The sequence below is a fragment of the Chitinophaga sp. 180180018-3 genome, assembly GCF_037893185.1.
Taxonomy (GTDB): Bacteria; Bacteroidota; Bacteroidia; order Chitinophagales; family Chitinophagaceae; genus Chitinophaga.
In genome coordinates, this window is the sequence record NZ_CP140772.1 from 992132 (window position 1) to 1015966 (window position 23835).

The 23835-nt window shown below is 48.2% G+C and carries 22 protein-coding genes; 9 read left to right on the plus strand and 13 right to left on the minus strand.

Annotated elements, in window-relative coordinates:
- Positions 1 to 18: 18 nt before the first annotated feature.
- Positions 19 to 3096 (minus strand): tetratricopeptide repeat protein, encoded by a 3078-nt coding sequence (locus UNH61_RS04060; RefSeq protein ID WP_326990837.1) that lies wholly within the window; start codon positions 3094 to 3096, stop codon positions 19 to 21.
- A gap of 316 nt (positions 3097 to 3412) precedes the next feature.
- Between UNH61_RS04060 and UNH61_RS04065 the strand changes: the two genes are divergently transcribed.
- The 4 genes from UNH61_RS04065 to UNH61_RS04080 are packed head-to-tail and all read left to right on the plus strand — an operon-like array spanning position 3413 to position 6928.
- A complete protein-coding gene (locus UNH61_RS04065) occupies positions 3413 to 3820 on the plus strand; it encodes a DoxX family protein (protein ID WP_326990838.1) in 408 nt (135 codons plus the stop codon).
- Between the two features lie 42 nt (positions 3821 to 3862).
- Positions 3863 to 4279, plus strand: a complete 417-nt coding sequence (locus UNH61_RS04070) for a thioesterase family protein (protein ID WP_326990839.1) — start codon at positions 3863 to 3865, stop codon at positions 4277 to 4279.
- Positions 4280 to 4300: 21 nt separating this feature from the next.
- Positions 4301 to 5554 (plus strand): CinA family nicotinamide mononucleotide deamidase-related protein, encoded by a 1254-nt coding sequence (locus tag UNH61_RS04075; RefSeq protein WP_326990840.1) that lies wholly within the window; start codon positions 4301 to 4303, stop codon positions 5552 to 5554.
- A 60-nt stretch (positions 5555 to 5614) separates the two neighbouring features.
- On the plus strand, positions 5615 to 6928 hold the full coding sequence (locus UNH61_RS04080; RefSeq protein ID WP_326990841.1) for a dihydrolipoamide acetyltransferase family protein: 1314 nt from the start codon (positions 5615 to 5617) through the stop codon (positions 6926 to 6928).
- Between the two features lie 84 nt (positions 6929 to 7012).
- Here UNH61_RS04080 and UNH61_RS04085 read toward each other — a convergent pair whose 3' ends face one another.
- The gene (locus UNH61_RS04085; protein WP_168739159.1) at positions 7013 to 7330 is read right to left on the minus strand and encodes an RNA-binding protein; all 318 of its coding nucleotides are present in this window, start codon (positions 7328 to 7330) and stop codon (positions 7013 to 7015) included.
- 251 nt (positions 7331 to 7581) lie between these two features.
- Here UNH61_RS04085 and UNH61_RS04090 point away from each other — a divergent pair, with 251 nt between their 5' ends.
- Positions 7582 to 8301 carry a hypothetical protein gene (locus UNH61_RS04090; RefSeq protein WP_326990843.1) on the plus strand — a complete coding sequence of 240 codons (720 nt, stop codon included), beginning with the start codon at positions 7582 to 7584 and terminating at the stop codon, positions 8299 to 8301.
- A gap of 6 nt (positions 8302 to 8307) precedes the next feature.
- Here UNH61_RS04090 and UNH61_RS04095 read toward each other — a convergent pair whose 3' ends face one another.
- The 8 genes from UNH61_RS04095 to UNH61_RS04130 form a co-directional block, all read right to left on the minus strand.
- A complete protein-coding gene (locus tag UNH61_RS04095) occupies positions 8308 to 8925 on the minus strand; it encodes a DUF4230 domain-containing protein (protein ID WP_326990844.1) in 618 nt (205 codons plus the stop codon).
- A 50-nt stretch (positions 8926 to 8975) separates the two neighbouring features.
- A complete protein-coding gene (locus UNH61_RS04100) occupies positions 8976 to 9479 on the minus strand; it encodes a cupin domain-containing protein (RefSeq protein WP_326990845.1) in 504 nt (167 codons plus the stop codon).
- Positions 9480 to 9630: 151 nt separating this feature from the next.
- On the minus strand, positions 9631 to 10461 hold the full coding sequence (locus UNH61_RS04105; protein ID WP_326990846.1) for a DUF6597 domain-containing transcriptional factor: 831 nt from the start codon (positions 10459 to 10461) through the stop codon (positions 9631 to 9633).
- Between the two features lie 177 nt (positions 10462 to 10638).
- Positions 10639 to 13473, minus strand: a complete 2835-nt coding sequence (locus UNH61_RS04110) for a prolyl oligopeptidase family serine peptidase (RefSeq protein WP_326990847.1) — start codon at positions 13471 to 13473, stop codon at positions 10639 to 10641.
- A 28-nt stretch (positions 13474 to 13501) separates the two neighbouring features.
- Entirely contained in the window at positions 13502 to 14377 is an 876-nt protein-coding gene (locus tag UNH61_RS04115; RefSeq protein ID WP_326990848.1) for a DMT family transporter, read from the minus strand.
- A gap of 80 nt (positions 14378 to 14457) precedes the next feature.
- The gene (locus UNH61_RS04120) at positions 14458 to 15198 is read right to left on the minus strand and encodes a polyprenol monophosphomannose synthase (protein ID WP_326990849.1); all 741 of its coding nucleotides are present in this window, start codon (positions 15196 to 15198) and stop codon (positions 14458 to 14460) included.
- Positions 15199 to 15270: 72 nt separating this feature from the next.
- Positions 15271 to 16044 (minus strand): 3'-5' exonuclease, encoded by a 774-nt coding sequence (locus UNH61_RS04125; protein WP_326990850.1) that lies wholly within the window; start codon positions 16042 to 16044, stop codon positions 15271 to 15273.
- A gap of 22 nt (positions 16045 to 16066) precedes the next feature.
- Positions 16067 to 17428, minus strand: a complete 1362-nt coding sequence (locus tag UNH61_RS04130; protein WP_326990851.1) for a Mur ligase family protein — start codon at positions 17426 to 17428, stop codon at positions 16067 to 16069.
- Between the two features lie 377 nt (positions 17429 to 17805).
- Here UNH61_RS04130 and ytxJ point away from each other — a divergent pair, with 377 nt between their 5' ends.
- The 4 genes from ytxJ (at position 17806) to UNH61_RS04150 (ending at position 20137) form a co-directional block, all read left to right on the plus strand.
- On the plus strand, positions 17806 to 18138 hold the full coding sequence (ytxJ, locus tag UNH61_RS04135; RefSeq protein ID WP_326990852.1) for a bacillithiol system redox-active protein YtxJ: 333 nt from the start codon (positions 17806 to 17808) through the stop codon (positions 18136 to 18138).
- Between the two features lie 105 nt (positions 18139 to 18243).
- On the plus strand, positions 18244 to 18819 hold the full coding sequence (locus tag UNH61_RS04140; protein ID WP_326990853.1) for a UbiX family flavin prenyltransferase: 576 nt from the start codon (positions 18244 to 18246) through the stop codon (positions 18817 to 18819).
- Positions 18820 to 18855: 36 nt separating this feature from the next.
- Positions 18856 to 19278, plus strand: a complete 423-nt coding sequence (gene aroQ, locus UNH61_RS04145; RefSeq protein ID WP_326990854.1) for a type II 3-dehydroquinate dehydratase — start codon at positions 18856 to 18858, stop codon at positions 19276 to 19278.
- Between the two features lie 91 nt (positions 19279 to 19369).
- Complete coding sequence (locus UNH61_RS04150; RefSeq protein ID WP_326990855.1) at positions 19370 to 20137, plus strand: hypothetical protein; 768 nt, start codon at positions 19370 to 19372, stop codon at positions 20135 to 20137.
- 93 nt (positions 20138 to 20230) lie between these two features.
- Here the strand turns inward: UNH61_RS04150 and UNH61_RS04155 are convergent, their stop codons facing one another.
- The 3 genes from UNH61_RS04155 to UNH61_RS04165 are packed head-to-tail and all read right to left on the minus strand — an operon-like array spanning position 20231 to position 23805.
- Positions 20231 to 21331 carry a M42 family metallopeptidase gene (locus UNH61_RS04155; RefSeq protein WP_326990856.1) on the minus strand — a complete coding sequence of 367 codons (1101 nt, stop codon included), beginning with the start codon at positions 21329 to 21331 and terminating at the stop codon, positions 20231 to 20233.
- Between the two features lie 45 nt (positions 21332 to 21376).
- A complete protein-coding gene (locus UNH61_RS04160; RefSeq protein WP_326990857.1) occupies positions 21377 to 22213 on the minus strand; it encodes a UbiA family prenyltransferase in 837 nt (278 codons plus the stop codon).
- A 53-nt stretch (positions 22214 to 22266) separates the two neighbouring features.
- Positions 22267 to 23805 (minus strand): acyl-CoA carboxylase subunit beta, encoded by a 1539-nt coding sequence (locus UNH61_RS04165; protein ID WP_326990858.1) that lies wholly within the window; start codon positions 23803 to 23805, stop codon positions 22267 to 22269.
- Positions 23806 to 23835 lie beyond the last annotated feature (30 nt).

The window sequence follows — 23835 nt, forward strand, 5'->3', positions numbered from 1 at the left end:
TGCGTCCTGAAATGACTGTTATTTCTTTGGTTTTTTACCGGCAGCTTTTTCATCTGCTTCTGCTTTTGCCAGTTTTTCTTTTGCTTCCTGTTTCAGCTCAGCAATGGAGCTGTTGGTAACAATACTCTGGTAAGTAGCTTTGGCGTTGAAATAGTCCTTCTGACGGGCATATACATCACCCAGCAGAATATATGATTTAGCCACCCAGTATTCGTAGGAAGGCGTGTTTTTGATGACATCGAAACCAGCTTTTTCCGCAGCATCCAGCTCATTCTGCTGCAGGTAGCAATCGGCAATGCTGTAGCGGGCTTCCGCACCGGTTTCGGATTTGGTCATTCCCGCAACAGTTTTGAATTCAGCGATAGCGGCAGCATAGTCGTTGGCATGCTGTAAAGATTTACCACGGTAGAAATGGGCGATGATCTGATCGTCGGTACTGATATTGGCGGTAGCCAGCAGCATTTCGGCGTAGTTGGATATTTCGTCCCAGTGTTTCAGCTGATAGTTGCTGCGGAGAAGCCCCCTGGTGGCAGCAAGACTGTTTTCTTTGCTGGTAGCAAGATCCTGCAGCTGCAGGTAATAAGTTCTGGATTTTTCGTAATTCTTAGCCTGGTAGAAGTTGATATTGGCGGCCTGGAGAGCGGCTCTTTCCGCATACAGGCTGCTGTTGCGCGATAACACGTATTCGTAGGCAGGCAGTGCGCTCGTATAGTCTTTACTGTTATAAGCACATTCTGCTTTGTAGAAATAAGCCGGCAGGATAAATTGTCCGTTCGGATATTTCTGGATATAGCTGTTGAACGCCACTGTAGCGCCGCTGCAATCGTTGTTGGTAAACTTCGATTCCGCCGCTGCGTAGGCCAGTGAATCTTCTGCAGAAGCGGTCACCGTTTTGCCGCTGGCTTTCAGGAATGCCAGGTAGTCGTCGGTTTTACCCTGGCTCACATAGATCGATTTCATGCTTTGCAGCGCCTCGTTGGCTTCCGGCGATCCGGGGAATTTTTCTACCACCTGACGGTAGTAGGCCAATGCTTTACTGTCGTTGTCTTTGTTGTAATAGCACAAACCGAGTTTCAGTAAAGCCCTGGGAGCGTTGGCGCCATTGGGTTGTTTCTGCAGCACGTTTTCCAGAAAAGGAATTGCTTCGGTATATTTTTCCTGCGCCAGGTAAGTATTGGCGATCTCTATGTCCGTTTCATTATTGAAACCGGAAGAGGGGAATTTGTTGTTCAGTTGTTTGAGCAGGGCGAGTTTGTCGGCCTGTTTGCCCTGTAATCCCAGAATTACTGCCTTCTGATAAGTGGCGTAATCGGCGCCTGGTTCGTTGTTGCTGATGATATGGTCGTACAACGACAATGCTTTCGGGAACTGGCGCATCATGTAATAGCAGTCGGCGCTGCGCAGGGCAGCGTCGGAGGCGAGGCGGGTGGCATTAGGTCCGCTGACATGCTGGGCAGATTCAAAGTAAGGCAATGCATCTGCGTACTTGTCCTGTTTCAGCAGGCTGTATCCCAGATTGTAGCTGGCTGTTTGCGCATTGGCTTCGCCGGATACAGGAGCAGTAGTGCTGAGGTATGCTTTGAGGTTAGGGATGGCCACATCAGGTTTGTTCTGACGCAGGGCGATCTCCGCTTTCCAGAAATGTGCGAGTTGTTTGATCTGTGGATCGTATGGATTCCTGATGGCGATATCCAGCAGGCGGTCGGCTTCACCCAGTTGCTGATCGTTGATCAGCTGAGTGGCACGGCCGAAAGCTACTTTCTGGTAGGCCTTCAGTACAGTCGGATTTTTATCAGGTATCATTTCAATGGTAGCCAGCCCGTCTTTGTAGTTGTTGCTGTTCATGAAAAGATTTACGAGGATCTCCCGTGCTTCTTTATTGTAGGGAGATTGGGGGTAGGTTTTCACAAACTGGGTTAGCTCCGTAAGCGCAGCATCCGGGTAGCCCAGCTCGTACGACAGTTTTCCGTAGTTGAAGCGGGATATTTCCTGTTGTTCCGGATTGGAGCTGTTGCTGGCGCAGAACGCGAAAGCGTTGCGGGCATTGGCTTTCTGACCGGTACGCAGGTAACAGTCGCCCAGCAGGTACATGGAGTTCTGACCAAGCGAGTCTTTAGAACTACTCAGTCGTTTGAATCCTGAGATAGCCTTGCTGAGGTTATTCGTCTGGTAATAAGCGTAAGAAAGCTGGTAAATATCTTCATTTCTTACCTCATCGGAATTATCCTGGTAATCCTGCAGGAGAGGCAAAGATTTTTTGTATTGTTTTTTCTCGAAGTAGGCTTTACCCAGCAGTTGTTTCATCTCTGCTTCATAGTATTGGCCGCCTTTCTCAACCAGGGGCTCTGCGTAGGAGATCAGCTGATCTGTTTTACCCTGGAAGTAATAAATCTCCGCGATATAGTAAGGTACAACGTTGGCGTATTTGGGCTCTGCCACTACTTTCTGGAAGCTGCTGAGGGCGTCTGTATACTGGTGGTTGTAGTAGGAGATGAAACCATAGTAATAGTTAGCGGGGATATTGTATTTACCGGGAATATCCTTGATGGAAGAGAACAGCGGTTGTGCCTTCTGGAAGTCTTTCACGTTGAAGTAGCAGTAAGCCAGTTCGAACTTTGCTTCAGCGATTTCCGCGTTGGAGAGGTTTTCTATATTGGCTTTCTCGTACAGCGGAATGGCTTCTTTCAGTTTATTCTGCCGGAAGTAGTACTTAGCCAGCTGATAGCTGACCAGTTCTTCGCGAGCGTTGTTGTTGGCGAGTTTCAGGAATTTCAGCGCTTCCTTTTCTGCATCATCCTGTTGCAGCTTCAGTGCACAGATGGTGTAATAGTAGAAAGCATCTGTTTTTACCAGATCGCGGTTAGTTTCATGGAAGTAGTCGATGTTATCGATAGTTTGTTTGAAAAGCTGCATAGACACAGCATATTTCTCCTGTTGGAAATACCGTTGTGCGTCTTTGAATACTTTTTCCGGATCTGTATAAACGCGGGTTTGCTGCGCCTGCGCGTGAGGCAGTCCTGCCAGACCTGCGCCGGTAAACGCCAGCATGGATACGTACAGATGTCCGGGAATAAAAACTTTTCTTATGAATTGCATGCTTAAGCTGTTATGTCTCTTTGAATATGCGTTTAAAACGGATTATCGGGCAAAATATTTCCTGCGAAAGATTTCAACATAGCCGGAAAGCAACGGTGTGGCGCGGAAAATACCGGTTATTCATGTTGTATGGTCCGGCATCACAATGCTCTTTCTCTTCGGTTTCCGGTACGCTACGGCCCTATCTCAGCAAATATAAAAGTTATATCTTGTCTTTTCCGACCGGGTTTCTAACAATGTGGATAACTCCGGAAAGATGGCATAATCGATTATTTTATCTTGCGAAAATAATTTTAGCACAAAAACCTTACCTACTATGAGGAAACTGTTCTCTACCGGCTATACTAACGGAGCAGTAAGCTTTTCAATGCTGGTGCTCCGGGTGGTATTCGGCGGTATGATACTGTTGCACGGCTGGCCCAAACTGATCAATTTTACTGCCAAAATGAATTCTTTTCCCGACCCGTTAGGAGTGGGCCATAAAATTTCGCTGGGAATGACCGTGTTTGCAGAGGTTTTTTGTGCCGTACTATTGATCATCGGACTGCTGACCAGGCTGGCCGCTATTCCGCTGAGCATTTGTATGGGCGTGATCATCTTTATCATTCAGTCGCACAAACCCATCAATGAAAAAGAGCTGCCATTGCTGTACCTTGCAGCATTTATAACATTGTTGTTTACAGGGCCTGGTAAGTTTTCGCTGGACGGCGCACTGGGCAAATAAAATTTTCAAGTATCAGTTTAGCATAAAAACAACAGAGGAGCCATGTTTATCAGTACTACCACCATTCGTGTACGTTATGGAGAAACGGACCAGATGGGATATCTTTATTACGGCAATTATGGCCTGTATTACGAAGTAGGCAGGGCGGAAGCCATCAGGGAGCTGGGGTTCAGTTATAAGGAGCTGGAAGACCAGGGCGTTATCATGCCGGTGGCGGAGTTGCATGTAAAGTATTTGCGGCCTGCGTATTATGATGACCTCATAACGGTAAAGACTATACTCAAAGAATTGCCTAAAAGCTCTAAGATACAGTTTCACAGCGAGTTGTATAATGAAAAGAACGAGTTGCTGAATGTGGGCGTTACCACCCTGGTGTTCCTTGATGCCAAAACCAAACAGAAAGCAGGACTGCCTGCAGAGTTGAAAAAAAGGCTGGAACCGTTTTTTGAACAGGCTTAATGCCGGGAAAAACAAGCAATTATGGACAAGATCACGACCAGCATCATCACCATTGGCGATGAGTTGCTGATAGGGCAAACGATCGATACAAATTCTGCCTGGATCGCGCAGCAGTTGAATGCCATGGGCATCTGGGTGCACCGGCGTGTAGCCATAGGCGATGTGAGGGAAGATATACTGGAGGCACTCGCCAAAGAATCAGCTGTTTCGGATATTGTATTAATCACCGGAGGTTTAGGGCCTACGGCAGATGATATTACGAAGCCTGTGCTGTGCGAGTACTTTAATACAAGACTGGTACAGGATCAGGCGGCCCTGCGGAATGTGATACATATTTTCGAGAGCCGTGGTTTGCCGTTGTTGCAGCGGAATATCGATCAGAGCATGGTGCCGGAAGCCGCTACCATCATTGAAAACCAACGGGGTACTGCTCCGGGGATGTGGTTCGAGAAAGATGGAAAGATCTATGTATCCATGCCGGGAGTGCCGCATGAAATGAAGGGAATCATGGAAAACTATGTATTACCCCGGCTGGAAATACACTTCAAAACGCCGGCAGTAGTGCATCAGACGCTGATTACTTCCGGAATGGGAGAATCTTTTGTAGCAGAACGGCTGGTTGCATTTGAAGCAAAATTACCGCCACATATCAAACTCGCTTACCTGCCCAGTTACAGCCTGCTGAAGCTGCGGCTTACAGGGCAGGGAAAAGATAAGGTATCAATAGCAGCAGAGGTGAGTACACATTTTCATCAACTCAAAGAGCTGTTGGCAGATATTACGGTAGCCGATCAGGATATCACGATCGGCGAGGTATTGGGCCAAATGTTACTGGAGCGGGGAGAAACAGTGGGTACTGCGGAAAGCTGTACCGGAGGGTTGATAGCCAGCTGGATTACAGCAGTACCGGGCAGTTCCGCTTATTTCAGAGGAAGCGCCGTCACCTACGCCAATCAGATGAAAGAGAAAATGCTCGGTGTAAAACAGGAAACACTGCTGGCGCATGGCGCTGTCAGTGAAGCTACCGTCCGGGAAATGGTGGCAGGCGCCTTATCTTTGCTGGATGTGGATTATGCCATAGCAGTGTCGGGGATCATGGGGCCTGATGGCGGCACACCGGAAAAGCCGGTGGGTACGGTGTGGATAGCAGTGGCAGCTAAAGAAAAGGAGAAAGTGGTAACAGTTAAATATCAGCTGCGTTATGATCGCGAACGGAATACGCAGATGACAGCAGTTTATGCCATGAATGAGTTGCGGAAACTCATTCTGGAATAGGAATTTGAATTGATACAATTCCCTTATTTTTGTTTCCGCACTAAAACACTATTAAATCTTATGGCCATTGTAGAATTGGTAATGCCAAAAATGGGGGAGAGCATCATGGAAGCCACCATTTTGCGCTGGCATAAAAAGGCAGGCGATCACGTAAAAGTAGATGAGACTGTACTTGAAATTGCCACAGACAAGGTGGACAGCGAGGTTCCTTCGATTGCGGAGGGAGAAATCACTGAACTGCTCTTCAATGAAAATGACGTGGTGCCGGTAGGTACCGTTATTGCCCGTATTAATACCAATACCGCCGCTCCAACTGTGGAAGTACCTGTTGCTCCTGCCGCAGCGCCTGCAGCTCCGGAACCGAAGTTCACCGCAGCGCCCGTTCATACGCCAGTGGTGGAAGCTCCTGTTTCCGGTGGCGCCAGATTTTATTCTCCCCTGGTACTGACTATCGCACAACAGGAAGGCATCAGCTTTGCCGACCTGGAGAAAATCCCTGGTTCCGGCAATGATGGCCGCGTTACCAAAAAAGACATTCTGCAATATGTGGCCGACCGCCGTGCCGGAAAGGTTGTTCCTGATGTAACACCGGAACCGGTTCCGGCTGCAGCACCTGCCGCCCGCCAACAGGCAGTAACCACGGTGGCTTCCCCTACCTATAACGGTAATGTGGAGATCATTGAAATGGACCGCATGCGCAAACTGATTGCTAATCACATGGTGATGAGCAAGCAAACCAGTCCGCATGTGACCAGCTTTGCCGAAGCAGATGTGACCAACATGGTGAAATGGCGCGAACGCATTAAAGGAGATTTCGAGAAGAGAGAAGGAGAAAAACTCACCTTTACGCCGCTTTTCATAGAGGCAATCGTAAAATGCATCAAGCGTTTCCCATTGATCAACTGCTCTTTAGACGGGGATAAGATCATTATCAAGAAAGATATCAACATCGGTATGGCTACTGCGCTGCCCAGCGGCAACCTGATTGTACCGGTGATTAAGAATGCAGATATGCTGAATCTGGTGGGATTAACGCGACAGGTAAACAGCCTGGCCAATGCGGCCCGTCAGAATAAGCTGAAGCCGGAAGACACGCAAAGCGGTACATTCACCCTCACAAACGTGGGTACCTTTGGTAGCCTGATGGGTACACCCATCATCAACCAGCCACAGGTGGCTATCCTGGCGGTAGGTGCTATCAAGAAACGTCCGGTGGTGATTGAAACGCCCGATGGTGATACTATTGGCATCCGGCACATGATGTACCTCTCTATGTCATATGACCATCGTATCGTAGACGGTTCGCTGGGCGCCACTTTCCTGACTGCAGTGGCACAGGAACTGGAGAACTTTGATCCTAAGAAAAGTGTGTAATAAACAGCAAAATCATAAAAAAAGGCGCTTAGTTAATGAGCGCCTTTTTTCAATTCCTTGTGCCGAAAAATAAAGGGGAAATTATTAATAACGACGATCGCGGGAGCCATATCCTCCGCCGCCACGGTTGCCACCGCCACCTTTGAAATTATTATTCGGTTGTTTAGGTCTTGCTTCGTTTACCATTAGTTGCTTGCCTTCGATCTCGCTGCCGTTTAAACTATCCATAGCTTTTGCTCCTTCTTCCTGATTAGGCATCTCCACAAAGCCAAAACCGCGTGAGCGTCCTGTTTCGTGGTCTTTGATAACTTTGGCAGAGGTAACCTCTCCAAAATCGCTGAAAATCTGATGGAGATCTTCATCAGTCAACCTATAGTGCAGGTTGGCAACATAAATGTTCATGATAACTGAAATTAAAAAAATGATAAATAATATACTGAAGTTATGAAAATAAAGCTAATAAATAAGACAGCTTTGAAATCTTTTTTGATCCGACGTTTTTTTTACCAACGCATGACTGCGCGAGGCCTTTATAGTGGGCCATTTCAGCGTTAATAAATATTTCGTAAAATAGTGTGAAACCTGGTTGCTGACAGTCCGCTTACCGGGTTTTTTTCGTAAATTCAGGATATAATCCATTAAATTTTATTATTATGGGATCGCTAAGTGAAACCTGGTTTGCGGACGGGTACATAGATTTTGAGCTGAAAAAGTATACGCTATTGGCATATCTGCAGGAAATCAACCATTATTTCAATCAGAGTAAGCTTTATCCTCAGTTGTCTGACATCATTTTCCACTACAATAACCTGCTGGCTTTCCGCGATAACAAGCAGTTTTTACAGCAGCAGTTTCCCCGCCGTCTGACGGCCGTGAACCTGGAAAAACTGGAATTGCTGTATGAGCAGCTGATAGCAGACGATGAGTTGATGGGAGAACTGGAAAATATCATCCAGTATTCGCTGCCACAGCTGAACAGCACTATTAAAGAGGGGACGGAGATCTATGAGTATGTGGCGGAGAATCTGAGTATTTTTCCGGTAGGTTTGATACCGCTGGAAACTGCTGAAGGCTACCTGATGCTGTGTGATGGCCGTTGTACCCAAACGCTGGTGTATGCTTACCGGCTCACTATTTTCGAACGGCACGACGAAAAATTCAGAGGTATCCATACCCAATATGTGAGCGCCTACAAAAAGGATCTGGCGCATACCATAGGGCATATCAAAACCATGCTCATCAGGGAACGGAACAACATGCCAAACCCGGCGGTGTATTGTGCGGAAACTTCACTGGTATTGCCGGTCGATGAAACGTTATTACCCATTGCGAAACGCAGCCTGGTGAAGTATATTGCTGAACAGGCGGCCTAGACCGGATTATTTCAGCGCCGGTGCTTTTGTATCTCCTTCATACTCAATCTCCAGGGTGTGATCTTTCAGAAATGGGGCATAGTACTGCTCCATCACCTTCTTTATCTTGTCTTTTGATTGTTGTATATAGACAGGGTTATTCTCCAGTTGTGCCCTCGACGTTTTGTACAGCGACTTTTGAACATCCGTATACGTTTCATCATCCTGGGACAGGAACCAGCCTTTGCGGTTGGAAGTTTCCATACGATCCATTTTCAATTCATAGCTGAGCAGGCTGGGTGCTGGCAGGTGAATCAGGATTTTTTTGTCGGTCAGTTGTACTTTAAACAATTTTTCATCCACATTCACCCCATATTTTGCCTCATATGGAATAGTGACCCATACCGTGTTTTCGAGGAATGCCTTCTTCAGGTTATCTGTCCAGTCGCCACTGTTTTCGATATTACTTCTTTTGATGCTGGCGGAACCCTGTACATCCAGCGACGACAGCTCGGCAATTTCCCTGACAATTGTGCTGTTGGAGATCACCTGCTGGCTTACGTTGGTAGTGCCAAACCTTTTGCCAAGCCAGAAGATCAGCCATCCGAGCAATATAGCAGCGATGAGATAGATGATTTTTTTCATGCATGCAATTTAGTAAAAAACGTATATCAGGAATCGTATAGTCGTTACAGTTATCTGGTAAGACTTTCGATCAATGCGGCATGTTTCGGATAAGCGGTCAGCAGGGAGGCTTTTTCGGCCAGCTCAAAGTCGGCGAAATCGAATCCTGGGGCTACTGTACAACCAGCCAGTGCATAGCCGCCCGGTACTTCTACTCTTGATGCGAACCAGTTGCCGGCCTGTACAACGGCCTGCAGGCTTTCGTTGTTTTGGATATCGCGGCCCAGGCGGTGGATCCGGAGTGCGCCATCGGGCAGGATCTCGTAGATGGTGAGTGTAACGCCATCATAGAAGTGCCAGATTTCATCCGCAGCGATCCTGTGAAAAGCAGAAAACTCGCCGTATTCCAGTAGGAAATAGATGCAGGTAGATGCATTGCGATCCCCGGCCATACCAGCCGGAAGAGCTGATTTTTCCAGCATCCAGTTGGCCCGGTATGTTTCGCGGAAGGCGCCGCCTTCCACGTGGGATTGTAGTTTGAGATGTGCTCTCCATTTGGCGGCGGAATGTTGCATAGAAAGAAATTACGAATCAGGAATGAAGAATTAAGAATTATACGCGAAGATTTTAGCGAAGATAAGGCGTATTAAAGTTTATCCACTTAGATCTTCGCGTATAATTCTTAATTCTTCATTCCTGATTCGTAATTTCTAACAAGGGCGCCAATCAACTTGCTACCGCTACATTTGTAACCGGTAGCTTCGCTATAGTGGCCGCCGCACTTGGCATAAACCAGGATGCTTCATGATCGAACAGCAGGTAGTCTTTTATGAAACGGGCCTGGTTGTAGTGAGCAGTTGGTGTAACAGGTGTTTGCCATTGAGGCAGGTTTAGATTTCTTAACGCGCTAAGCGCAGTTTTGTAACGGATCATCCGGGCATAGAGTTGCGGAGGCAATCCTACAATAGTGCTGAAGATCCTTTCCAGCGTGGGGCGGGAAAGTCCGTAGCGGGCAGTCAGATCGTTCATGGCAATATTCCCCTGCATCATCAGCATATAATCAACGATATCGTCTATTGTTTTCAAATCGCCGGAGTGAGTAGCAAGCGACTCCAGGCAAGCCTTGTCCAGCACTGCTTCCACAGTAGCCGTATCTTCCGCAGGCGCAAGGGCATCTGCCAACTGGCTCCAGTGATGCTGACCGGCAGCACAAAGATTACGGAAATAGTTGGTGAAGCCGCCGGCTTCCATACCCAGTAAACGATAGCAGCCATAAGCGTTCAGCTGTACCACCACTGCCCTAACCGGCCCCTGTACCTGCAACTGGAATGCGCAGGTCAGATGCCCGAGCACAGAGCAGGCAGGTAATGTAAACGCCTTGTGATTTACCGGCCGTACTTCCGCCTTCCCTTCAAGCATAAAGATCATGTACTGATCTCCTAATGCAAAAAGGTTTTGTGGCAGCTGGATAATTCCCCTGGTATCATCTTTCCAGTAATAGTATTGCTTAACAAATGGCCGCAAAGCATCCGCGGGATGACAGATATGGAAGTTCATAGGCACAAGTTTAGGATATTGTAAATATAAGTAGATTATTTCATATTACGAAATTCTTATTAATGAAGAATAGGGAATGTGGAATTAAGAAAGAAGGCGAAGATAGTAACGAAGTTTGATCTTCGCGTTTACTATCTCCGCCTTCTTTCTTAATTCTTTATTCCCTATTCTTAACTCCTAAAACCCCCAGTTCACACCCTTTTCCGTTGCTGGTATGCCGCTTTCCAGCCATTGGGGAGCTGGTTCGCCTTTCAGGAAGTGGTCGAAAAACTGTTGTTCTCTGCGCTGGATATCCTTCCGGTTCTGGCGCTGTATGAGGTTGTGGGCTTCGTTATTGTAATTCAGCAGCCATACGGGTTTGCCTAAACGACGGAGACCAGTGAATAATTCGATGCCCTGATACCAGGGTACTGCACCGTCGGCGTCGTTCGACATGATAGCCAGTGGCGTGGTAACTCGCGGAAGGTGGAAGAGCGGAGAATTTTCGATGTATAATTCCGGCTTCTCCCATAAGGTAGCACCGATACGACTTTGAGAGTGTTCGTACTGAAATTGCCGGTTCATGCCGCTTTCCCAGCGGATACCGCCATAGGCGCTGGTCATGTTGGCAACCGGTGCCCCAGCCCAGGCGGCTTTAAACAGATCTGTTTGAGTGACGAGGTAGGCCACCTGGTAGCCGCCCCAGCTCTGGCCCTGTATGCCCATATGTTTGCCATCTGCCCAGGGGTGTCTGGCCAGATCCTGGGCGGCGCTCACGATGTAATCGTAGGCGCTTTTCCCCGGATGCCCGTTTTCGTAGGTGATATCAGGCGCAAACACGAGGTAACCGCGACTAACAAAGAAAGAAATATTGAGTCGGGATGGGGTAGGCGCGGGTGCCTGGTAGCTGTACAATCCGTCGGTTAATTTTTCGTAGAAGTAGAAAATAACCGGGTATTGTCTGGTACTGTCGAAGTTCTCCGGTTTATAGAGGATGCCTTCGGAGGGCTTGCCGCTGAAAGTGGTCCATTTATACAGCGAAGCAGCACCCCAGTTGTAATCCTGCTGCTGTGGATTGGTATGACTGATTTGCACGGCCGTGGCGATGGCATCTCCCGTAAAAACATCAGGCGATAATTCATACCTGCTGCGGATATAACTGTATACATTCGCAGTCCTGGCTTTTTGGAGGTCTGTATAGGCATACGGGCCTAACAGGAGCTGTTTGGGAGCGTTGGTATGATTGCCTTTGCGGGGCAGCTCCAGGGTATAAAAGCCATTGTATCTGGTACTTTCCTGGAAAGCGGAAAGCGTCAGCTGCTGCCCCTGTGCGAAGAATTTTTCTTCGGGATTCAATCGCAGGTTACGGAAACGGATCTTGTTGTTGCGGCCCTCGCCGTTGGTAATATTGACAGGTGCTGCTTTTCCGGCGGGATCGGTTTGCCAGATATCGTAGCGGTCATAGAGGTACACATAGCGGTCGTCGGCCAGCCAGCCGGCGAAGCCATATGGTTCGGGCGTATCGGGATGATCGTCTTCCTCATCATATACCTTGGTCGGAATACCTTTACTGATGCTGGTTACAGCGCCTGAAGTATTGTTGTAACTGAACCATTCCCGGGCATTCAGGTCGTACCAGATGATATATTTTCCGGCGGGTGAGATAGTGTAGTCTCCATCCAGTTTATCGTGGATTTGTTTGCGGGATCCGTCGTTTACATTCACGAGCCAGGCAGTTTTGAGGGTACGGCCAGTCCATTGCAGGGGAATGCGTTCCCCTTTATCGGAATAGCCGAGTGCATAAGCACTGTTACCTTCTGCCGCAGTAAGGACGTTTTCCAGTTGCTGATCGCCCAGTTGCAGCAGCCGTTTGCTACCGGGATAGTATACGGCGGCATAGCTTCTCTTCAGTTCTTTGTCTGCATTTTTCAGCTGCATGGGTTGCAGGTAGTCATCTTTGTAATTCCATATATCCACCTTTGCTACTTCAAACTCTACTATGTTGGTGTCTTTCACCGGAGGAACAGGGCTGGTACCAAAGAACAGGCGCTGACCATCTTTGCTGAAACTGATGGTGCTATTGGGATTGACGGTCCATTTAGCGGGAATACCCGTACTGTTTTTGTCGGCTACTTCGAATGCACTATCCTGTCCGGGTTTGTAATAATAAAGTTTATAGAATTGTTGCAATGCTTTGGCAGAATCGCGGGTACCGAAATAAGCGGCCTGTTCTCCTTTTTCGTCGAAGGCCAGCTGTTTGTAGTCGGCGTTGCCTTTACTAATGGTATCCGCTTTACGGGTATCGGTTTGCCAGAGCAGCATTGCATTGCGGGAAAGAGAATCTTTTTTGTCGGCCGTCAGCTCAATGAGCAGGCGGTTTCCCGGCTTGCTGAAAGCATATTCCGTCACGTTCTTTACAGTATCCTGGAGGTTGGTGAGCAATTGCCGGATAATGAGCTGGCCGCTTTCATTGGCGGAGCTGTTGCTTTTGTCGTCATCGGCACGGTCGGTATCGTGCGCTTTCTGTGTTTTAGCACCCTTCCCTTTTGTGGTATCAGCAGGTGGCGCTTCCTGTAGGAAAGCCACTAAGCCGCTGCCTTTTTCCGGTGTTTTAAATGATTTTACGGATGGAAATTTCAAGACGTTGGCCTGCCCCAATGTGATCACCGCCAGGGAATCTTTCGGCATTTCCGCCGGTTTTTTCTTCTTGATTTTTGCTTCGCGGGTATCTTTAAAAAGCGGTTTAATACTGCATACCAGGTACCGGGAATCATTTGTAATCACCGGGTTACTGCCACGGGGAATGGTTTGATACTGGTTAGTTTTCCTGTCGTAAATCACCAGGCTTGCATCCCCTTCCTGAGGGGTAATGGTGTAAGCTACCCACTGTCCGTTGTTGCTGATCACTTTGGCGCCGATATTCTGCCAGCTGTCATATACGCTGTGATCCAGCGGTTTTTTTGCAGGTTGTTGTGCATAGGTTGATAGCGCACCACCGAGAAAAAGGGAGGTCGCGAATAGAATGTTTCTCATAAATGCTAAAGTAAAGAATTCGTAATTCCTAATTCGTAATTCTTCCCCGCACAACCCTAATCATCTGCAGGCCTACGGACAATATGATACAACCCAATCCGGCATAGAATGCGCCGTTCAGGGATTTATTTTCGTGGAAGAGGGCGAATGCCAGGATGATGCTGTAAACAGGTTCGAGGTTGAAACAAAGGTTGACGGTGAAGGCAGAGATTTTTTTCAATGCGCTCATACTCAGGAGATACATCAGGATGGTGCAGAACCATGCCAGGATGAAGAGGTAGATAAGATCCATAGTGGAAGGGAGTATGGAAGCAACGGGGAATGCGCGGAGGTAAAATGGCAGTGCCAGACTTAATACGATAAAGCCTGTAGAAAGTTCGTAGAAGGTGATGCTGTAGGTATCGAAACGTCTGATCAGCCGTTTATTAAAGACGGTGAACAGGGCGGCGCACATGGCGGAAATCACGCCCAGGATGATACCGGTCTGGTATTGGCTGTCGAAGTGGAAGATGAGCAGTATCCCGGCCAGCGTGATGAAGCTGAGGAGCATTTCGATGGCATCAAAGCGGCGCCGGTTGATGAGTGGATCAAAGATGGCAGTGAACAGGCTGGTCAGCGAAAAGCAGACCACCCCGATGGAAACGTTGGAGTACTTAATGCTGCCGTAAAAGAACAGCCAGTGCAATGCAATCACCACGCCGGTGCCACCGATAGGAAGAATATCTTTCCAGGGAAGTTTCTTTAAAGTGCCCTGCAACCGGAAGAGGATCAGCAGGGATATGGAGGTAATCATCAGGCGGTACCATACCAGCAGCCCTTCATTGAGGGTGATGAGTTTGCCCAAGATACCGGTGAATCCAGCCAGGAACACAGAAAGGTGCAGCTGGAGAAATGCTTTTTTCATGGTCTCGCTTAATGTATACAGGGATTTAACCGGGTTAGTCAGATCCGGTTAAATCCCTGAAATGTGCTATCGCAATCAGTTTAATTCTTTACTCTTACTTTGTAGTTCCGGAAAAGGCTTTGCCATTGTATCTTCAGTACCCCCAGGATACCTTCTTTTACAATGCCTTTACTCATTTTTGAATAACCTTCTTTCCTGTCTTTAAAGGTGATAGGAACTTCTTTGATGTTAAAACCGAGCTTCCAGGCGGTAAATTTCATTTCTATCTGGAAGGCATAGCCTACAAACTGGATCTGATCAAGATTGATGGCATCCAGTACAGCAGCGCTATAACATACAAAGCCGGCGGTGGGGTCTTTCACTGGCATCCAGGTGATCATGCCTACGTAAATGGAGGCACCGTAAGATAACACCGCCCGGTCCCATGGCCAGTTTTCAGTTTTCCCGCCTTTTACATAGCGGGAGCCTACCGCCACATCTGCTCCTTCTTTGGTGCAGGCATCATAGAGGCGAACGAGATCTTTCGGATTATGCGAAAAGTCGGCATCCATCTCAAAGATGTACTGGTAGCCTTTTGCAAGGGCCCATTTGAAACCATGGATATAAGCTGTACCCAGCCCTTGTTTACCTGATCTTTCTTCCAGGAAAAGCTCACGGGGATGTTGTTCCTGCAATCCTTTTACGATAGCGCCGGTACCATCCGGGGAGCCATCGTCAATGATGAGGACGTGAAAGTTCTCCTGTAGGGAAAATACGGCGTCAATGATATTGCGGATATTATCCTTTTCATTGTACGTAGGAATGATGACAAGCTTTTCCAATTCAGCAGATGATATTTTTGGACTGCGAAAATAATTCAATTCCGCCGCAAGATATAATCTTCCCCGTTAACATTACATTTTTTTTAACATCATATTATGGAAGATCTCAGTGAGTTTCTTTTTCGTGTTAAGCGGGAAGTCAGCTTTCATCATCCAGTCGTAATACTGGGGCTCTGCTTTCAGTACCTCGCGTACGGAGCGGCCTTTATACTTTCCGAAGTTGAATACCTCTTGTCCGCCCTGCATAACGAGGCGGCGGGCAAAGTCGATATAGTCTTCTTCCCGGGTGAATTCGGCCAGTGAATCGATATCCTGCTGGAGGTTATCGTAGCGGCTGAGCTGGGCTTCCAGTATCTCGTAAGTAGCAAGCGCGTCCGCTTCGGCGCTGTGAGCATTTTCCAGCTGTTTATCGCAATAGAACTTGTAAGCGGCAGCGAGGGTACGTTTTTCCATGAGGTGGAAGATACGCTGCACATCTACGAATCTGCGTTTGGAAACGTCGAAGTCAACATCCACGCGGAGGAATTCCTCTACGAGCAGGGGAATATCGAAGCGGTTGGAATTATAACCGGCCAGGTCGCAGTTATCCAGGAATTGTTTGAGTTCATGGGCAGCCTGTTTGAAGGTAGGGGCGTCTTTTATATCCTCGTCCTTGATACCATGAATTGCTGTGGATCCTGCAGGGATGGGCATTCCCGGGTTAATACGTTTTACTTTCGACTGGGTTGTTTTATCAGGAAACACTTTGATGATAGCAATTTCGATGATACGGTCAGTGGCCACATTGGTTCCGGTGGTTTCCAGATCTATCACGGCCAGCGGCCTTTTGAGGAGCAAAGAAGGCATTATACAGTATTTAGTTTTTAGTTTAATTATTGGGCAGCAAAGATTTCAGTCCAGCGAAATCAAGACCATCGTACGTTCCGGAGCTCATCAGCAGCAGGTTAGTTTCGTTATATTGCTGGCTGGAGAGGAATGCTTCCAGTTTTTCCCGGTCGGTGAAAATCTGCAGATCCTGCCGGGCAAACTGCTGCCGGATCATTTCAGGATCCAGATCGGGCATCCGTTTGATTTCCAGGGCGTGTTTGCTGTAGAATACAACCGCTACATCAGCCGGGTCCATGGCGCCTTTGTATTGTTCAAGGAAGGCGGCATTGAGGCTGCTGTAGGTATGCAATTCGAGCACCGCAATCAGCCGGCGGCCGGGGAATTGCTGGCGGGTGGCTTCCATGGTGGCTTTCACTTTGGAAGGGGCATGGGCAAAATCGCGGTAGATCACGCAGTGGTCGTTTTTGGCGACCAGCTCCAGTCGTTTTGCGGCTCCCTTGAAAGAGGCGATGGCGGCCAGGAACTGCGCATCTGACAGTCCGAGTTCGTTGCAAACCAGTTTCGCCGCGTGAAGATTGAGCAGGTTGTGATCGCCGAATACGAGCAGGCTGGCCTGCTGATCGCCGAATGACACCCGGGTTACGCCGTTTTCGATGGCGTGAGCGGGCAGCGCATATGGCAGCAGCTTCAGGTGGCCGGCGTTAGCTGTTACCAGTTGAACAAGCTCCTCATCTGTGCTGTTATAGATAAGTACACTGCCAGTTTCCATCTGCCTGATAAATATGGCAAACTGCTCTTTATATATATCGTAAGTCGGAAATACGTTGATGTGGTCCCAGGCGATACCTGTCAATACCGCGATCCTGGGATGGAGGAAGAGGAATTTAGGTTTCTTCTCTATCACAGAAGCGGGGTATTCATCCGCCTCACAAACGATGATGGGGGCGTTGGTGATATTCACGGACTGGGTAAACCCTTCGAGTTTGGCGCCTACGAGATAATCGAACTGCAGGTGATTGAATTGCAGGGCGTGCATGACCATGGCAGTAGTGGTGGTTTTACCGTGGCTGCCACCGATGGCTACGCGGGTTTTATCGCGGCTTTCCTGGTAGATGTATTCCGGGAAAGAATAAATCTTCAGTCGCAGCTCCCTGGCCCTGATCAGCTCAGGATTATCATCCCGGGCGTGCATACCGAGGATAACGGCATCCAGGTCGGGTGTTATCCGGCCGGCATTCCAGCCGGTGCTATCCGGTAAGATTCCTGCCTGCCTAAGGTTCGATAAGGCTGGTTCAAAGATCTCATCGTCGCTGCCGGTTACCTGGTAACCTTTGTTTTTGAGAGCGATGGCCAGTTGGTGCATTACGCTTCCGCCTATGGCGATAAAATGTACTTTTGTCATAACACCGAGGTATCTTCCGGATGGGTAAAACGTGGAAGGTGTTCCAGGCATGGAGGTCTCCAGTACTGCGGATATCTTCCTGTAAAAATCCGGAAATTACATTGTTGTTTTTTTTAATGTAATTTCTATATTTGCAAAATAACGTCACAAAAGACGATTAAAAAAGTTGTCGCATCATATTTCCTGTGAAAATCCGTTTTAGTCATAAATTAATTAAAACTGCCAGTATGCAATCTTATGTCAGAATTTTGGGCTGCACCCTTATGGTTTGTATCTTTGCTGCCTTTTTAACATCGTGCGCAAGCCATCAGAAATTGGGATGTCCAATGAGGGGAATGGCAAAAGCGCCGGTGACAGTACATCACAAATCCTGTTAAATGAATTGGAAAACGTTGACCAGTGAGGAGCAGCTGGAGGAAATCAATACCGCATCCGCCCAGGAGCCGGTAACTATTTTTAAACACAGTACGCGATGCTCTATCAGCTCCATGGCCAAAGCCAGGCTGGAAAGGGCTGGTGCACCGGAAGGGCTAACGTTTTACTACCTGGATCTTATCTCATACCGTTCCGTATCTGATAAAATTGCTGACATGTATGGGGTCGGGCACGAGTCCCCGCAGATACTTCTCATCCGTAACGGCGAGTGCATCTATCATGAGAGCCATACCGGCATTCTGATGGACGAAATAGCCACACAGGCCGGGTTATAGTTTTTTGTTGCTGTTATGACGTGTGCCTGTTGCTGCCGGCAGGTATAATTTGCTGTGCTCAATAGCGGAGAATAGGCTAGCTTTGCACCAACAACAGCACAGCCAATGAAACATCGTATAGTAGTAGCAGTTACGGGAGCAAGCGGATCGATTTATGCCCGTCAGCTCTTGCAGAAGCTTGAGGCGGCGCAGGATCAGCTGGACACCGTAGCAGTGGTCATGACCGAGAATGCCAAAACCGTATGGGAAACAGAATTAAAAGATGAGGGTTATAAGCAAATCCCTTTCCGCTTTTATACGCAACAGGATTTCCACGCGCCTTTTGCGTCGGGGTCGGGGCGTTTTAATACCATGATCATTTGCCCATGTTCCATGGGTACACTGGGGCGTATCGCCACCGGTATTTCGAACGACCTGATTACACGGGCGGCCGATGTGGTATTGAAAGAACGGAGAAAGCTGATCTGTGTAGTACGGGAAACGCCGTATAACCTTATTCATATCAAAAATATGGAAGCCGTTACCCTGGCCGGAGGGATTATTTGTCCGGCTACTCCTTCTTTTTACAGTTTGCCTGCCAATATGGAGGAAGTGGCAGCTACCGTTGTAGATCGCATCATTGACCTGGCAGGTATTGAACAGCGAACCTTCCGCTGGGGTAGTGATAATACAAAGGAATAGCTATCTTAGCCCATTCTTTTATACATAATCATCGTCATGCAAATAGCAATTATCAACGGCCCAAACCTGAATCTGCTGGGCAAGCGGGAAACAGGTATCTATGGCAGTGAATCTTTTGAACATTATTTCGGTCAGCTGCAACAGCAGTATCCTGATATCACCCTTACCTATTACCAGAGCAATGTAGAAGGGGAACTGGTAAACTATCTGCATGAAACAGGATTTACGGCAGATGGTATACTGCTTAACGCTGGCGCCTATACGCACACTTCCGTAGCTATTCGCGATGCCATTGCCGGTATCAGGGCTCCGGTGATAGAAATACATATCAGTAATGTATACGCCCGGGAGGAATTCCGGCATACATCGCTGATAGCACCCAAATGTGTAGGAGGGATATATGGATTGGGACTGAAGGGATACCGGTTGGGGATAGAGCAGTTCAGAATGAGCTTTTAGGGGGGAATTCTTAATTCCCCTTTGTTATTTCCTTGAAATTCATTTAATTGCGGGACTCGTTAAAATAACCGTCATCCAGAAAACCACTTCTATGAAAAGAGTCCCCTTTGGCAAATTATTGCCTTTCATGTGCCTGCTGGCAGCTGTTGCATTTTCCAGTTGTAAGAAGAACGACAACGAAACCCCTCCACCGGTGTATAACATGACTGAGTTATATAACCAGGCAGTGGATCAGGCGATGCTTGGCGACAGCAGCAAGATTTCCAATGATCTGTGGCCGATTGCCCAAAGTAATAACAACCTGCAATGGAAAAATATCAATGGACAGGATTATGTACTGATGGCTACATTTATGCGTTATCCGAGTAGCTATCCTGCGGGAGATTCCATTACGAATACCTGGGGAGAGTCGTGGCTCTTTATTCCCCAACAGATGAAAAGCAAGATAGGCCCATCTTTCAAACCAGGATCCGATACAATTATGCGTATCTGTCAGTTGCTGGGTTTGCCGCCGGTTAACCCGAAAACCAATACGCATATTGCCACCATGTGGGTAAAGGCTTCACAGTTGTATCGTCCGGCAGGTAATCCGGCTATCGATACCAAAACAACGGGACCGGTATTGGTGAGCGGAGTTTCCACCAATTACGCCAACTGGTTTAACAACTATATCATCTTTGCCTATTACAGGCCGTTAACATCCGCTACCGATGCACATTATCCGTGGACGAGGATGGGATATACCTATGATTGGGCTCCCGGAGCAGACAGGGTGGGGATGAGCGAGTATGTGTTGCAGCCCAATTCAGGAGCGTGGGTGGAGAAGACAGTGAGAGCTGCAGACTTCTTTAAGAATTAGGAATATAGGAAGAAGAATTAAGAATGCCAGCGGAGATAGTAAACGCGAAGATCAAATTCGCTAATATCTCTGCTGGCATTCTTAATTTCTTTCTTAAAGATATTTGAAGTTCGTTTTTGGCGTAATATTCAGCAAAGCATGATAGATCAGTTCTATCGTGTTTTCGATATCATCTTTCTTCACCATTTCCACGGTAGTGTGCATATAGCGAAGGGGGAGGCTGATCAGCGCCGAAGGGGTACCGTCGTTGCTGTAGGCAAAGGCGTCGGTATCGGTGCCGGTGCTGCGGCTGACAGCGTGCCGTTGGAAGGGGATATCGTTTTTCTTAGCTGTTTTGATAATGAGGTCCCGGAGGATGTTATGTACGGCCGGGCCATAAGTGATGGAAGGGCCGGCGCCGCATTTTATTTCGCCCTCGATATTTTTGTTGATCATCGGGGTACTGGTATCGTGGGTAACATCGGTGATGATCGCCACATCCGGTTTGATGCGTTTAGCAATCATTTCAGCGCCCCGGAGGCCTACTTCTTCCTGAACGGCATTGACGATGTACAGGCCGAATGGGAGTTGCTGTTTCCTTTCCTTCAGCAGGCGCGCAACTTCAGCGATCATGAAACCGCCAATTCGGTTATCGATGGCGCGGCATACGAAGTAATCGTGGCTCAGTTCCTCGAAGCCATCTTCGAAGGTACATACGCAGCCAACGTGGATACCCAGATCTTCTACTTCTTTGCGGGTGCGGGCGCCACAGTCGAGGAATATATTATCAACTTTCGGCTGGGGCTCTTTGCCATCGCCGCTGCGGAGGCGGGTATGGATAGCGGGCCATCCGAATACGGCTTTCACGATTCCTTTTTCTGTATGGATATTTACCCGTTTAGACGGAGCGATCTGCTGATCGGAGCCACCATTACGGATAACGTAGATCAGTCCTTCCGGTGATATATAATTTACAAACCAGGATATTTCATCAGCATGTGCTTCAATCACCACTTTGAACGCTGCTTTGGGATTGATGATACCCACTGTAGAGCCGTAGGCATCTACATAATGTTCATCAATATACGGAGTAAGATATTTCAGCCAGAGTTTTTGTCCTTCCTTCTCAAAACCAGTAGGAGATGGGTTATTGAGGTAGTCTTTCAGGAATGCCATTGATTCCTTGCCGAGTAGTGCTTTTGGTTTTTTAGACATAATGATCACAGATTGATCTGATAAAGGTAATAAAAAATGTGCCAGCTAAAGGCTCATGAGCACATATAGCGCGGCTGAGAGGGCCATGAATCCGTCGAGTACGAAATAAAAGAGGTAATCGGATTTGGTTCGCTGGGCTTTCCGGGTGATCAGCGCGGTAGCGATCACGGGGATGATCAGGGAAATGAGGGCTGGCCAGCTGATATAAGGTTTCATCAGGAACGCAGCAATGGCGGCCACCAGCAGGGACAGGAAATAGAGCCTGTCGAGGTTTTTTGGATCCAGTGCTGTGATCAGGCTGCGAATGCCTTCTTTTCTGTCGGATTCAATGTCGCGGTAATCGAAGAGGATACAGATAGCGTATATCAGCGCGAAACGATGTATAGTCAGGAGTATGGCCGGAGCGTTGAAAGGCTGACCGGCTACGAGGGCCGGGAGCGGGGTGGTAACGTAGGTCCATACGAAGGTCAGGAACAGGGTTTTACCGATCGCAATCCTGCTCAGCCAGCGAAAGGCTTTGTGCGGCACTTTGGGGGCGGAATAGAGAAAGGTCAGGAACGCGCTGCCGCTGAGTACGAACCAATGTTCGCGGAGTTGCCAGAAATACCATAACGACCCAACCACTCCAATGCCGCAAAGAAACAGCATCAGCGTGCGGTGCCTGTCGCCCCAGCGTATTCTTTCCGACGATGAATAAGATCCCGGGGTAAGATACCAGTGAAAATTATAACTGCAGATAGTAGAGAAAAATACAAACAGGTAAAAGCTTTGCTGGTTGTAATGAAGGTGCAGTAACTCGTTGGTTTGCCATATCATTAGCAAAGCACATCCTGTGATGTAGATGGATGTAAACAGCAGAAAATTAAAAATGCTACGAAGCATGATCGTGTGAGTATGGAGCAGCCAGCAGCTAGCAGCTAGCTGCTGGTAGCTTATTACAAAGGTATATTGCCGTGTTTTTTTCTCGGCATATTTACCACTTTATTTTCAAGCATTTTAAATGCTTTAATCAGTTTGATCCGTGTCTGGTCCGGTTGGATAACCTCATCGATATAGCCTTTTTCCGCTGCCAGGTATGGATTGGCGAACCGTTCTGTATAATCGGCCACCAGTTCATTCATGCGGGTTTCAGGATCGGGAGAGGCATCTATTTCTTTTTTGAAGATAATTTCCACGGCTCCTTTAGCGCCCATCACAGCAATTTCAGCCTGGGGGAAGGCGAGGTTGATATCGGCGCCGATGTGTTTGGAGTTCATTACGCAATAGGCTCCGCCGTATGCTTTCCGGGTGGTGACGGTCAGCTTGGGCACCGTGGCTTCACTGAGCGCATAGAGCAGTTTAGCGCCGTTAGTGATGATGCCGTTCCATTCCTGGTCGGTGCCGGGCAGGAACCCGGGTACATCTACCAGTACCAGCAGGGGAACATTAAATGCGTCGCAGAAGCGGGTGAAGCGGGCTCCCTTAACGGAAGCGTGGATATCCAGTACTCCGGCCAGATGTGCCGGCTGGTTAGCCACTACGCCGATGCTGCGGCCGGCGATGCGGGCGAAGCCAACGATCATATTTTCGGCGAAGTTCTTATGCACTTCGAAGAAGCTATCCGGATCTGTGATCTCGGCGATCACCTCCTTCATATCATAGGGCTGGTTCGGGTGCGCAGGTATCATGTTATTCAGCGCTTCCCTTGTTTCATTGCCCGGCTGGTAGGGATATACCGGCGCTGTTTCCTCACAGTTCTGCGGTATATAGCTTAGCAGCTGCTTGATATACTGGATACATTCAATTTCATTGGCGCAGGCAAAATGGGTAACCCCGCTTTTAGCGGCATGGGTTTGTGCGCCGCCCAGCTCCTCGGAGGTTACTTCTTCATGTGTGACGGTTTTAACCACGTTAGGTCCGGTTACGAACATATAAGAGGTTTGTTCTACCATCAGGATAAAGTCGGTAATAGCCGGAGAATACACCGCACCACCGGCACAGGGGCCCATGATGGCAGAAATCTGAGGTATTACGCCGGAGGCCCTGGTATTGCGATAGAAGATATCGGCATAGCCGCCCAGGCTTACCACCCCTTCCTGTATACGCGCACCGCCACTGTCGTTCAGGCCTATAACCGGAGCGCCGTTCTGCATGGCGAGGTCCATGATTTTGCAAATCTTGCGTGCATGGGGTTCCGACAGGCTACCGCCGTAGACGGTGAAGTCCTGGGAAAAAACGTAAGTAAGCCGTCCGTTGATAGTGCCGTAACCGGTCACTACGCCATCGCCGGGAAATTGTTCCTGATCGGAGGTCAGTCCGCGGTTGCGGTTCATGACCAGCATATCCAGTTCCTCAAACGATCCTTCATCCATCAATAGTTGCAGGCGTTCCCGGGCAGTGAGCTTTCCTTTTTTATGCTGGGAGGCAATACGTACATCGCCTCCACCCAGCAGGGCTTCGGCTTGTTTTCCCTTTAATTCGTCTATTTTATCCATACACATGAAATAAGGTGATAAAGCTAAAAA